Here is an 11,870-nt window from a genome sequence, read left to right on the forward strand (position 1 = left end):
TATGGATGAAGGATATGAAAAAATAATGGAAATCATTGAAATGAATAGATTTCGGCAGAGACTGGGACTATTGGATTACATAGCATGCTGGGAAGAACCTGACAGGGTAAAAGGACTTGACATTGAAGCTACAAAGAATAGGGTGTGCGATCTGATTAAATCAAAGGGATTAAAAGACAAGACTATTGCTGATAAATTGGGTATTACTCCACAGGCAGTTAATAAATGGCGCCATAAAGGATCATTTTTTGTGATTGAAAACCTTTATGTTCTCAGCGGTCTCTTGGGTGTAAGTGTTGATAATCTTTTAGTCCCTGTGGCCGTAAAGAAATGGGAAGTTTTGATTGAGAAAAGATGAGAGATAAGAATAGAATATGGCCATTTTTAAACAAAATAGCAGAAGAATGGGAGAAACAGCCGGGTCTTAGATTCGGTCAATTTGTGATGGATGTGATTCCTGATCAGGATAAACTGTGGAATTGTGAAGAAAGCGAATTTTTAAGGCGTCTTGATGTTTTTGCCAATAGAGCAAGCACAGCAGATAATAATCGTCCTGTGATGACGAAGGATCTTAACACATTTGACAATACACCAAGAAAGATCAGATGCATAGGAAGGAAGCATGATTTTCTTGGCGATGGTAATTATTTTACTGAGGAAGAACTGGAGATTGGCAAGGAATATACTATAGTACCTCATGGCGGACGACATGATGGGATGTTCATTCACATAAAGGAGCATCCCAGGCACACAGGATACCCATATTATCTATTTGAAGAGCTTGAGCCCTATGATGAGGAAATCGGGAAGACTACCGCGCTGCTTGGTCTTATGAAATCTCTTGACGAGGCGGAAGAATCCATAAGAGAAGGGAAACTATATTCCGAAGAAGAGGTGTGGCAGGAATTTGAAAAAGTAATAGAAGGTAAAGATGAAGCAAGGGATCCTGCAAGAATAGAAGTATGCCTAAAAGCTATTTCAAACGTATGGAAAAAGCATCCGGATATGAGGCTTGGACAAATCCTGCAGTACGCGCTGGGGGATTCTGATCTGTGGGATGTAAAGGATCTTGATATTAGTGAAGCACTGAAACAGATGGAATAATTGGAGATTTTTTGAAATGAGCAGAGTACTTGTGATTCCTGATGTACATCTAAAGCCATGGATTTTTGATGTGGCTGATAGAGTTGATGAGAACAGCTACGACGACATCGTAATACTCGGGGACCTGGTAGATGACTGGGGGAAAGGAAATGATTTAGACGCATATAAAGAGACGCTGGATCGTGCTGCTGAATTTGGCAAAGAGCATGATCAGTCATTGTGGTGCTATGGTAATCACGATGTATCTTATCTTTGGGATGCCATGGAATCGGGATATTCTGTCCAGGCAAGGATAACTGCTATTGAAGGCATTACCAGACTGGAACGTGTTCTTGAAGAACGTTATAGATTTGTCCATAAAATTGATGATGTGCTATTCAGTCATGCCGGTCTTACGGAGAGTTTTGTTTTCCAAACCTGCGGATATCATATGAAAGAGATTGATGATATTCTTGCAAGGATTAACCGTATGGGTAAGCAGGAACTGTGGAGGGATAATTCACCGATCTGGGCAAGACCTCAGGCTGATTTTTACAGAATGTTCAGGGACAATCTGTTTTACCATGTTGTGGGACATACACCGGTAGAAGAACCTCTTGACTTGGGAGAAGTGTTGACTTTGGATCTTTTCTCGACTTACTCAAATGGGGATCCTTTCGGGAATCAGAAACTTTACATCGTTGATACTCTGACGAGGAAATTCGAAGAGGCAAAGTAGGGACTGATACGATGATATATTTTACTGCAGATATGCATTTTGGACATAGGGCAATAATAACAATGCAGAACAGACCATTTGAATCTGTTGAGGAAATGGATAAAGTTCTTTTGCAGAATTATAATGCTGTTGTCCAAAAAGATGACACTGTATATATCCTTGGAGATATCTGTCATCATATGAAAATCGAAGACGCTGATAATTTGATAAAGAAGCTGAATGGAAAGAAATATCTTATTCGAGGTAACCATGATAAGAATTATGATCCGCGACTTTTTGCAGATATTCAGGATTTTATGAAAATCTCTGTAGATGGGAAAGCTTTTTCTTTAATGCATTATCCGATGTTATCTTGGCCTAAAAAGGGTAGCGGAGGTTACCATCTCCATGGACATATCCATGCACGTATGGAGTACAACGAGACTAATAGGTCTGATGGACAGAGAAGATATGATGTTGGTGTAGATGCCAATAACTTTTTCCCGGTATCAGCTAAGCAGATTGTGAGTTTTTTTGAAGAACAAAGTACTGACGAATTTTCTATATCTAGGAACACGTTAAATGTGATGGATGCTGCAATTTCTAATCTAAATGAAGGCAAAGTTTCAGAACGGATAGAAATTTGATGTTTCGTGATTTTGTAAAACAAGCTTTACATTTCATATTACAGGTGCTGATTTAGGTTCATAGGAAGTGCCTGTCCTATTTATTTTGATGCAAAACATCAATGTAAATATGTGGTCGCTTCCTTTTTTGTTAAACAGATTTAGTGATGAGATAGAAAGGCAAGGTAGAAAGCTTTCAATGAAACAGATGATGATTTCTAATTTGACATTCACAACCGCGACAAAGGCGTATGGCTTTACAGCAGATACGTTTGTTATTGGTGCGCAAATTTCAGGATCATCAGAATCAACATGGGGAATAGAAAAATATATCAGGACAGATGACAAAGTCCGATGTTAGAGGTTAATAGTGGCATCGGAATAAACTGTAGATTTTTGGGATCTGTCCGTGTTGGATAGTGGATGCTGGATCATTTGCTGGATTTTTGTGGTTATGAGAAGGTTCTAACTTTGTATAAACAGGTTTGCAGAACATTTGTCTATAGGTATCCGGAATGTATTAAAGATTATATAAAGCTTTATTTTGAGTTCTATGAACCGGAAAAGCTAAAAGACATTACAGGCGAAGATCCTGATGAGGAATAAAAAGACATTTTTTGAACCAGAGGTTTAGCGACAATAGCTTCTGCGTTGACTAGAATCATATTATCAGATGTAAACACATGAGCAATGGAGGGTATTGTTATGGCAAAGATGACATCAGCATTTGCAAATAAGGTTTTGAGAAGGCTTAACGATGAGAAGGACTTCTATCTAAGTAAAGAGCAGGAAGGACAGGTCTATGTGGCTTCACTTGATGAAGAACCTGTGATTCCTGACTATGATTATTCAGAAGTTTCTACCAAGATTGCTGAGATTGACGAAAAGATAGTAAAGATCAAGCATGCTATCAATGTAACAAATGTTAGTAGCACTGTTAGGGTTGGAAATGCTGATATGACCATTGATTCGGTGCTTGTTAAGATGGCGCAGCTAAATAAGAGAAAAAGTATTCTTGATGGGATGTGCAAACGCTAGGAAAAAACAAGAGTTAGTGCAGGGTACTTTAGCGCTAGGAAGACTGCGCTTGAATATCAGTACATTAACTATGATCTTGATACTGTTAACAAAGAATATGAGCGAATTGATGGAGAAATAGCAGAAATGCAGATAGCTCTTGATAAGTTCAATCAGACTTTTGAATTTGAGGTAGAGGTGTAATAGTCTTTCCGTGTAGCAGGTGTGAATTAACCGAAGAATGGGTGAGTTAATCAAGATTCAAGTTCAAAGTTGAAGTTCCTGGTTATCTGTTATTCTTTATTGAATTATTGTTTACTGTTTCGGCTACAGAGGATGCATTGAAAGCATATATCTTACACTTGTTTACAGAAAACTTGTACCAACGGTACACGGGGCATGGAAGTTCGGTTTCACATGCCCCTTTTTATATGAATGGAGAACGAGATGGGTAAGACAAATAAAAAGACCGGATATTCCTGCATTGAAGAGAAATTTGGTAAAAAGGAGAGCCTTAAAGAGAAGATAAAGAGGTCGCTTCGCAATGTCAAATATGTTTATCAAAGGGCAAAGTATGGCTACTGTGATAGTGATGTATGGTCAATTGATTACTGGTTTCTTAGAGTTATGCCGGGAATGCTCCAGCAACTCAAGGACACCACTGATAGCTACCCAGATTTTCCAGAAATGACTTCCCATGCTGTTTATAGGACAGGGAGACCTAAGGATGTGGAAGATGAAGGCATGGCAAAATGGCAGGATGTTTTGCAGGAGATGATATTTCTTTTACGTGAAGCAAACGAAGAGACCTGCACGAGAGAAAACAGATATGAGCATGAATATGATGAAGCCACTCAACGGTTTGAAGAAAAGTATGGCAGCTTAGGTGAAAAACTAAAGACCAAAGAGGATATGGAAAGAGAGAAGACGGAAGGGCTTCATAAAATGTTTATGCCTGGAGATGTACCTGAGTTTAAAGATATTTCAGATAGATACTATGAAGAATATGCCGCTATCAATGAATACAGAAATCAGTGCAAGGACAAAGCACTTGAGCTGTTTGGAAAATGGTTTTGGCATCTATGGGATTAGGGTTTCAACCACGCGTTGAATGAAAAAGGCAAGGGACAAGGATAGAATAGGATTAGGCAAAAATTTTGGAGAAGGAAAATGAATTCAAAGATATTCAGTCATGCTGGATTAACAGAGAAATTCGTCCTTCATTCATGTGGATACCATATGAATGAAATAGAGGATATATTGGCCAAAGTAAATCGCATGGGTAAGCAGGAATTATGGAGAGACCGTTCTCCAATATGGGCTAGACCACAGCATGATTTCTATCGAATGTTTAGGGATGATTTTTTTTATCAAGTGGTGGGGCATACTCCTGTAGAAGAGCCACTTGATGCATGTGGGGTGTTGACGTTAGAACTATTTTCTACATACTCTGATGGAAGTCCCTATGGAAATCAAAAACTATATATTTTGGATACAGAGACAAAGAAACATGAGGAAGCAATTCTTCTCTAATTATTGAGCTGAATATACAAATCTATAAGCGGAACTTTAGTGTAGTCGGCATACGTCGGCACGAATGACGAGTCGTCATTCGGAAAAAGAGATTAGTACCATTTTAATTGCAGCTGCTCCACTGTAGCAGGAGGCACGTTTCACGTGCTTAACTACAGCTCCGCAGCAGTGATATTCTTAATGTTTTGTTCCGCTAAATCATGAAAAGGAGGATACCTTGATTTCAAAAGATATGGTGATTGAACTAACGAATATCGTGTCTTTTACATAAACCATGAGATTGCTAGTATATCAAGAAATTCAGGTCAGATGGCCCATGCTCCAGAGCCACCCAAAGAACTACTCGGATAATATAAGAATTTAAATAGTCCATACTATACGGTGGATTATGCAGAGCTTGAAAATGGTTCTTGGCGGATTGTGGAAGCTGGTGATGGAGAGGTATCAGGGCTTTCTGATAACCAGGATTACGAAGCCTATTTCAGAGCTTTATATCAGTGCTTTAAGGAGTAATGACATGGCTTATATAAATCTAGGCGGAAAGATTTGTGGAGAGATTCCTGACGAAATGGCAAGAAGTATTATTGCGGAAATACGAGCGTCTGAAAAACCTGATTATGAAAAGATGAGGCGAGTGTCTGATGAGTTGAAGGTTAGAATTTTAGAGCAGGAAGCTTCTAGAAAGCAGGATAATAATGAAACAAAAGGAAATTGAGAAACAAAGGCTAATCGGAAAACAATTAATGCTTGTAGATTTAATTCATGAAGAAAATGACTCAAATACTAGGTTTTCCTTTGTTTCAAAGGATGATCTGAGCAAATGGTCAAGAATTGAAAAAGAAGAAATCATTAAGCTTGTAAACACATGCGCTTATATGGACGATTTTACGATGCAGTGCAATGCGGCCAAGGACCTTGCTTATCATAAGGATGGCTCAGTGGGAAGCAATGCTTACTTATTTTACTTAAGCACTTACAGGCGGTTTTGGTATTTTGCATTGATGCTTATTGATAAAGACTCTATTGATGGATATAGTCACAAAAATGCTCAGAAAAACTATGAAGAATACATGAAGAAACATCAAGAATACCCAGTAGATGAGGGGATGGCTAATGCTGAATTCTTTAAAAATGTCTTAGAGCATTATGTAAGATGGTTTGTAGATTGCTTTAATAATGCACTAGAAGATGGATATGATTGGGATGTTGTAACCAGAATGGCAAGAATTGATTTATCTCAAGAAAGATTTAAGGTATTAGAGCAGATATAGAAGAAAATGACAGAAGGATCATGGATAAGAGAATAGCAGTTGCGTCTATTTTGCTTGCAGGAGTAACCAAGAAGATGGCAGCCTCTCGTTTTCTTATGATATGCAGGAGACTCTCGCTCCTACATGGAGTGGTTTTATTTTATCATGAATGTATTGAAATTTTTCTAAAGATGGAATTAAATTATTGAAATTATGTAAAAACCAATAAATTATGGAGGTCTCCAGGTTGGGGACTAACAGTTAACGGACAGATCATGGTCAGACTGCAATTAACGGTCAGATTGCTGTTCTAATTTGGCAGAGATGGATTTGGAGCTGATTTTTTATACTACAAATATAATGACAACTAATCTTACCGGTGTTATCATTCGATATATAAGAGAGATAAGCGGAGCAGATAGACGCTCCCGGAAAGGAAAAGAAAGAGACATGACAACAATGAATCGCAATTATTGCCTCTATAGCGAAAGTTATGAATCATCACTCCAGAGCAAATCAGAGTGGATGTTTAATTTTATGCGCTCATTTAAGGATAGGCAAATGCGAGAAAATGTTGTTTGGGCAGGATTGTGAGAGACAGGATCCGAGCTTATAGATAAACATGTTTAGCAGCTGCTTACCTCTTATATGAGGTAGGCAGCTTTTCTTTTTGTCTAAAAATATGCAGAGCTGGCTCAATTGGTACAGCATCGGTCTTGAAAACCGACATTCTTCACGGATATCTGGGTTCGAATCCCAGGCTCTGCGCTAAAGATTCGTGGTGTAATTGGCAGCACAGCAGTCTCCAAAACTGTTAGTCCGGGTTCAAGTCCTGGCGGGTCTGTTTTGCACGAGTGGCGAAGTTGGTAGACGCACCTGACTTAGGATCAGACGCGGTAACGCATGTGGGTTCGAATCCCACCTCGTGTACTTGGCCAGAGGCCAGAAAGGAGTCGGAAATGACACAGAATATTCCAGCGGTCGATATGGTCGCTACGGGACAGAGAATTACAGATTTAAGAGTGGCAGCCGGTATGTCTGTGAGGGATTTACAGGATGTGTTCGGTTTTGCTACTCCACAGGCGATTTACAAGTGGCAGCACGGAACTGCCATGCCAACACTGGACAATTTAGTCGTATTAGCAGCTGTTTTAGGTGTTGCTATGGATGACATTATCGTAGTCGAAGGGGAATGGCTTTATTCAATAAGCGCATGAACTGAATATAGATTGCAGGCGTTAAAGTGCCTGCGTATGGTCCCATAGTCTAATGGTTTAGGACGCTGGCCTTTCACGTCAGAGATACCGGGTTCAAGTCCCGTTGGGATCACTGTGGCTTCTTGGTCTAATTGGTAAGGACGTCAGCCTCTCAAGCTGGAAATGTCGGGTTCAAGTCCCGCAGGAGCTATTATGGGTGGGTATGCCTAGAAGCGAGGGCAAGAGTCTGTAAAACTCCCACATTAGAAACACCGCAGGTGCAATTCCTGCTTCACCCACTTATGTTTGCGTGACCGAGATGGCTTATGGTATCGCTCTGCTAAAGCGAAGCACGGCTAAACTGTGCCGAAGGTTCGAATCCTTCCGCAAACGCTCCGGGTAGGTATGCCTAGTGGCGAAGGCAGGGGTCTGTAAAACCCTGACAAGGAAACACCGTGAGTTCGAGTCTCACCCTGCCCACTTAAGTGTCATCTGATGACACTATACAAATAGGTCCGACAGGGCGATAATACTAACAGAACAAAGATATGGAGCTGCGGGGAGCAGCAGAAAGTTAAGAGGATTTATTGTAAATGTACTACGTAACTATCAACAAGCAATTTAATAACAAACAGTTTATGCAGTTCTGCAAAAATCAGAAGTGCTTTGTTAGTTATGCAAATTGCAAGTTGGTGGAAAGTGGTCCTGGATATGCCAAATGATGGATGATCTGGAGCATTAAGAATAAATGAGGTCATTGAGATCTGTAGCCACTTAGCTTGCAAGAGTTAAGTGGTTTTTTAATGCGAAAAAGGAGAATGGAAGAATGGATTATCCAGTAATTGATATTGAAGGAACAGGAATTAGGATTAGGGAACTGATCAGAGAGAGCGGACATACAGTACCAGAGGTTTCTGAGTACCTGGGAGCAAGCACATCCCTTGTATATAGATATCTGCGAGGGGAAGTGCTTCCAAGCATAGATAGGATTGTAGCGCTTTCAGTTTATCTGGAAGTTCCGATTGATGACATAATTGCAGTCGATTAAGACTGCACAATACGGCATGGGGTAATGGTAGCCCACAGGATTTTGGTTCCGGTAATCTTGGTTCGATTCCAAGTGCCGTAGTTAAGACATGGTAGCCAAGCTGGAAAGGCAGCGGACTGCAACTCCGCCATCGTGGGTTCGAATCCCACCTATGTCTCTTAGGGCTTGTAGCTCAACTGGTAGAGCTGGGGACTGAAAATCCCTGCGAGGTGGTTCGACCCCACCCGGGCCCATTATGCTTCCTTGGCAGAGCGGATATGCACCGGCCTTTTAAGCCGAGAGATGCGGGTTCAACCCCCGTGGGGAGCACTAAGCTGTTGTAGCTCAGTTGGAAGAGCAACGGTCTCTTAAACCGAAGGTCGTGGGTCCGATCCCCACTAACAGCATTATTGCGGTATAGCTCAATTGGTAGAGCACCTGACTCTGACTCAGGGCGTTGCAGGTTCGAATCCTGCTCCCGCGACTAAGCTATAGAAAACTTGCAGGTTTCAGCTTCATGTTTTATCAACCACGGGTTAACTGACAGTCAGTATGTATAGGGATATCATTTAATTAAATGGATTGTGCGCCGTCACAGTCGGATTTAAAGAGAAGATAAGGAAGGTATAGAACAATGAGAAAATTAGCATCAATACAGAAGATAAAGGAAGTCTTTCCAATACCCGATGCAGACAGACTGGAACTTGTTCAGGTTCTTGGATGGAAGTGTGTCGGAGGAAAGGGAGAATTTCATGTGGGAGATCTGGTGGTCTATTTCGAGATAGATTCCTTTCTCCCTGTATGTGAGGAGTTTGAATTCCTGAGAAAGAGTTCCTACAGAAGTAATGATTTTATGGGTGAAGGATTCAGATTAAAGACTATGAAGTTCAGGGGAGAGATATCCCAGGGATTATGCCTTGGGATTGATAAGCTCTCAAAGCTTCAGGGGATGAGTCTTGAAGAAGGAATGGATGTGACGGAAATCCTTGGAGTTCGCGAGTGGGAAATGCCAGAAAGGGCAGGATCAGGAGGAACCATGATAGGTGATAGGCCCGGATATATACCTAAGACTGATGAGACAAGGATACAGTCAGCGCCGGAGCTGCTTAATGAGTTTAAGGGGCTGCCTTATTACATAACAACCAAGATGGATGGTTCAAGTCATTCTATAGGTGTAAGGGATGGAGAAATTTCTTTTACCGGCCATAACTTCACTTATAAGGATGACGGAAAGTCAGCGTTTGTGGAGCATGTAAAAACAGCAGGTATTCCAGAAAAGATGAAGACATATGCAGAGGAACATGGACTGAACTCTTTGGTTCTCCAGGGAGAATGGTGCGGGGAAGGAATACAGAAGAACAGACTTAGGCTTAAGAAGCCAGAGTGGTTTGTATTTACGGCAAGAGCTGATGATAAGAGAACTGACCTGACAACGCTTAAGGAAATCTGCAGATATGTCGGATGTCAGATGGTTCCGGTGGAAGAGGAAGGCGATGATCTCTTAGCAAAGTATCCTGATGAGGCGGCTCTATTAGCAAGGGCAGAAGGTGTTGGATACAATGGGACAATAAGAGAGGGAATAGTAATAAGACCTGTTACGCCTGTTCACTCTTATACACTTAGCGGACCTTTATCAATGAAAGTGATAAACAACAAGTATCTAATGAAAAATGATGAGTGATCATAGACGGGAGGCAGCATGATATCAACTTTATATGAACCATTCAGGCACTGGTCAGAAAATGGATCTGTTTATATCCTGTCTGATACGCATTTTAAAGATTCTGATTGTAAACTCATGGACCCTGACTGGATAGAACCAGATGAACAGGTTAATATCCTGAATTCTGTGATCATGAAAAATGACACATTTGTCTGCTTGGGAGATGTTGGAAGTCCTGAATATATAAAGAAGCTCAGGGTCAGAAAGAAGATACTGCTTTTGGGAAACCATGACAGAAGGGGAGATTACAAGGGACTGTTTGATGAGATATATTTTGGGCCGCTATTTATAGCAGACAAAATCCTTTTGTCGCATGAGCCGGTATACGGACTTCCGTGGTGTCTTAACATCCATGGACATGACCACAGTAACATGGAGATGTACAAGGAAGGCTGCAAGCATTTAAACCTTGCAGCCAATGTATGCGGATATACTCCTGTCAATCTTGGAAAACTGATAAAAGACGGGATTCTATCTGATATCGACAGTATACACAGGATCACGATTGACCATGCCGTAGAGAAGAAGGAAAAGAAGTGGTTTAGCAAAGAGACACAGACATGAAGCCAAGAATATTAGAATTCATAAAGAATAACCCGGATACCTGGGAAGAGAAGCTGAATAAAAAATTTATACGCACAAACCATAACGGAGATCTGGTGTGCTTCAAATATGCAACTGAAGCTGATTTCTCAGATCCGCTGGTATGCGAAGCAAGAGGAATTATAATTGACGTGGTTCAGCGCGTAGTGGTCTGCTGGCCGTTTGATAAGTTTTTTAATGTACAGGAACAGTATGCTGCAGATATTGACTGGAATAGCGCCAGGGTGCTGGAAAAGATAGATGGCTCTATGATAAAGCTTTTCTGGTACAAAGATGCTTGGAGATTTGCGACAAGTTCTACCTGTGATGCTAAGGATGCAGCTATTCCAGGGTATAACGAACTGACTTATGCGGACATAATTGCCCGTGCTAAAAACGTAAATGAGATTCCTTTTGAGGAACTGAATAAAGACTATACCTACATTTTTGAGCTTGTTTCTCCACTTAGTCAGATTGTTGTCAGATATGAAATGACTGCTTTGTTCTTCCTGACCGCAAGAAATAATCTTACAGGTGAAGAGTTGGATACATAGCTTCTGCAATTTAAGAGACCCAGGAGCTTTGCACTAATATCTTTGAATGAGTGTCTTGTTGCTGCTCTTGCGCTAAATAAGGGTGGCGAGATAGAGGATGAGGGCTTTGTCGTGGTTGATGAGAAACATAACAGGGTCAAGATAAAGTCTCCGGCATACGTGGCTATGCACAGATTATCTACGAATAAAGTGTTCACTGTAAAGAGAATGGCTGAGTTTTTCTGTAATGGTGAGGATCTTTCAAAACTGGCAAAAGATTTTCCGGCTAATGCCCATATCATTAAGTACTATGATTGGCAGTTTGCTGAGATGAAGCATAAAGCAGAAGACATGATGCTCTATTCCAGGCGCCTTTATGAAGAATACGACCACGACAGGAAAGCAGTAGCAATGACCATAAAGGATTCTCCATATGCATGGGCTGGATTCAAGGCAATTGGGAACGAAAAGGACATCACTGATATTATGGGGGTGCTTGTGCCGGCGAATGTTGAAAAGCTGATTGCAGAGTATCCTGAGATAAGTAATTGAAAGCTGAGAAATTATTATGGACGTTATAGG

General features: G+C 40.8%; 17 protein-coding genes and 14 tRNA genes. All 31 read left to right on the plus strand.

Going from position 1 to position 11,870, the window contains the following annotated elements; all coding sequences use genetic code 11:
* Position 1: 1 nt before the first annotated feature.
* The 31 genes from BM294_RS10795 (at position 2) to BM294_RS10935 (ending at position 11,840) form a co-directional block, all read left to right on the plus strand.
* Positions 2-358 (plus strand): helix-turn-helix domain-containing protein, encoded by a 357-nt coding sequence (locus BM294_RS10795; protein ID WP_091208070.1) that lies wholly within the window; start codon positions 2-4, stop codon positions 356-358.
* Positions 355-1,104 carry a hypothetical protein gene (locus BM294_RS10800; protein ID WP_091208072.1) on the plus strand — a complete coding sequence of 250 codons (750 nt, stop codon included), beginning with the start codon at positions 355-357 and terminating at the stop codon, positions 1,102-1,104. Before BM294_RS10795 ends, BM294_RS10800 begins: the two co-directional genes overlap by 4 nt.
* A 16-nt stretch (positions 1,105-1,120) precedes the next feature.
* Entirely contained in the window at positions 1,121-1,822 is a 702-nt protein-coding gene (locus BM294_RS10805; RefSeq protein ID WP_091208074.1) for a metallophosphoesterase, read from the plus strand.
* An 11-nt stretch (positions 1,823-1,833) separates the two neighbouring features.
* The gene (locus BM294_RS10810) at positions 1,834-2,448 is read left to right on the plus strand and encodes a metallophosphoesterase (protein ID WP_091208077.1); all 615 of its coding nucleotides are present in this window, start codon (positions 1,834-1,836) and stop codon (positions 2,446-2,448) included.
* A gap of 450 nt (positions 2,449-2,898) precedes the next feature.
* Positions 2,899-3,033, plus strand: coding sequence for a hypothetical protein (locus BM294_RS16460; protein WP_255407196.1), 135 nt, complete (start codon positions 2,899-2,901; stop codon positions 3,031-3,033).
* 99 nt (positions 3,034-3,132) lie between these two features.
* Complete coding sequence (locus tag BM294_RS16340) at positions 3,133-3,465, plus strand: hypothetical protein (RefSeq protein ID WP_242944509.1); 333 nt, start codon at positions 3,133-3,135, stop codon at positions 3,463-3,465.
* A gap of 426 nt (positions 3,466-3,891) precedes the next feature.
* Positions 3,892-4,536, plus strand: coding sequence for a hypothetical protein (locus BM294_RS10830; protein ID WP_031553910.1), 645 nt, complete (start codon positions 3,892-3,894; stop codon positions 4,534-4,536).
* 78 nt (positions 4,537-4,614) lie between these two features.
* The gene (locus BM294_RS10835; RefSeq protein WP_091208085.1) at positions 4,615-4,977 is read left to right on the plus strand and encodes a hypothetical protein; all 363 of its coding nucleotides are present in this window, start codon (positions 4,615-4,617) and stop codon (positions 4,975-4,977) included.
* 420 nt (positions 4,978-5,397) lie between these two features.
* Positions 5,398-5,490, plus strand: coding sequence for a hypothetical protein (locus BM294_RS16830; protein WP_442950781.1), 93 nt, complete (start codon positions 5,398-5,400; stop codon positions 5,488-5,490).
* A gap of 4 nt (positions 5,491-5,494) precedes the next feature.
* Positions 5,495-5,692, plus strand: a complete 198-nt coding sequence (locus BM294_RS16835; RefSeq protein ID WP_031553902.1) for a hypothetical protein — start codon at positions 5,495-5,497, stop codon at positions 5,690-5,692.
* Positions 5,673-6,248, plus strand: a complete 576-nt coding sequence (locus BM294_RS10845) for a hypothetical protein (RefSeq protein WP_091208091.1) — start codon at positions 5,673-5,675, stop codon at positions 6,246-6,248. The genes BM294_RS16835 and BM294_RS10845 overlap by 20 nt, the downstream gene beginning before the upstream one ends.
* Before the next feature lie 663 nt (positions 6,249-6,911).
* Positions 6,912-6,995, plus strand: a tRNA-Ser gene (locus BM294_RS10850).
* A 4-nt stretch (positions 6,996-6,999) separates the two neighbouring features.
* Positions 7,000-7,071 (plus strand) — tRNA-Trp (locus BM294_RS10855).
* Positions 7,072-7,075: 4 nt separating this feature from the next.
* Positions 7,076-7,157, plus strand: a tRNA-Leu gene (locus BM294_RS10860).
* 56 nt (positions 7,158-7,213) lie between these two features.
* Complete coding sequence (locus BM294_RS10865; protein ID WP_026509198.1) at positions 7,214-7,444, plus strand: helix-turn-helix domain-containing protein; 231 nt, start codon at positions 7,214-7,216, stop codon at positions 7,442-7,444.
* Between the two features lie 38 nt (positions 7,445-7,482).
* Positions 7,483-7,556, plus strand: a tRNA-Glu gene (locus BM294_RS10870).
* Positions 7,557-7,560: 4 nt separating this feature from the next.
* Positions 7,561-7,634, plus strand: a tRNA-Glu gene (locus BM294_RS10875).
* Between the two features lie 4 nt (positions 7,635-7,638).
* A tRNA-Tyr gene (locus BM294_RS15935) sits at positions 7,639-7,722 on the plus strand.
* Between the two features lie 5 nt (positions 7,723-7,727).
* Positions 7,728-7,816 (plus strand) — tRNA-Ser (locus BM294_RS10880).
* Between the two features lie 4 nt (positions 7,817-7,820).
* Positions 7,821-7,903: transfer RNA gene (locus BM294_RS10885), tRNA-Tyr, on the plus strand.
* 346 nt (positions 7,904-8,249) lie between these two features.
* Positions 8,250-8,471: a helix-turn-helix domain-containing protein gene (locus BM294_RS10890; protein WP_027206587.1), complete on the plus strand. Its 222-nt coding sequence runs from the start codon at positions 8,250-8,252 to the stop codon at positions 8,469-8,471.
* A 10-nt stretch (positions 8,472-8,481) separates the two neighbouring features.
* A tRNA-Gln gene (locus BM294_RS15940) sits at positions 8,482-8,552 on the plus strand.
* Between the two features lie 4 nt (positions 8,553-8,556).
* Positions 8,557-8,628: transfer RNA gene (locus BM294_RS10895), tRNA-Cys, on the plus strand.
* Between the two features lie 4 nt (positions 8,629-8,632).
* Positions 8,633-8,704 (plus strand) — tRNA-Phe (locus BM294_RS10900).
* 4 nt (positions 8,705-8,708) lie between these two features.
* Positions 8,709-8,780: transfer RNA gene (locus BM294_RS10905), tRNA-Lys, on the plus strand.
* Between the two features lie 4 nt (positions 8,781-8,784).
* Positions 8,785-8,857: transfer RNA gene (locus tag BM294_RS10910), tRNA-Lys, on the plus strand.
* 4 nt (positions 8,858-8,861) lie between these two features.
* Positions 8,862-8,934, plus strand: a tRNA-Gln gene (locus BM294_RS10915).
* 150 nt (positions 8,935-9,084) lie between these two features.
* A complete protein-coding gene (locus BM294_RS10920; protein WP_031553881.1) occupies positions 9,085-10,131 on the plus strand; it encodes an RNA ligase (ATP) in 1,047 nt (348 codons plus the stop codon).
* An 18-nt stretch (positions 10,132-10,149) separates the two neighbouring features.
* Positions 10,150-10,737 carry a metallophosphoesterase gene (locus tag BM294_RS10925; protein ID WP_091208093.1) on the plus strand — a complete coding sequence of 196 codons (588 nt, stop codon included), beginning with the start codon at positions 10,150-10,152 and terminating at the stop codon, positions 10,735-10,737.
* Positions 10,734-11,309 (plus strand): RNA ligase, encoded by a 576-nt coding sequence (locus BM294_RS10930; RefSeq protein ID WP_091208096.1) that lies wholly within the window; start codon positions 10,734-10,736, stop codon positions 11,307-11,309. The genes BM294_RS10925 and BM294_RS10930 overlap by 4 nt, the downstream gene beginning before the upstream one ends.
* A gap of 42 nt (positions 11,310-11,351) precedes the next feature.
* On the plus strand, positions 11,352-11,840 hold the full coding sequence (locus BM294_RS10935; protein WP_091208098.1) for a hypothetical protein: 489 nt from the start codon (positions 11,352-11,354) through the stop codon (positions 11,838-11,840).
* Positions 11,841-11,870 lie beyond the last annotated feature (30 nt).

Source organism: Oribacterium sp. WCC10 (assembly GCF_900113415.1).
Classification (GTDB): domain Bacteria; phylum Bacillota; class Clostridia; order Lachnospirales; family Lachnospiraceae; genus Oribacterium.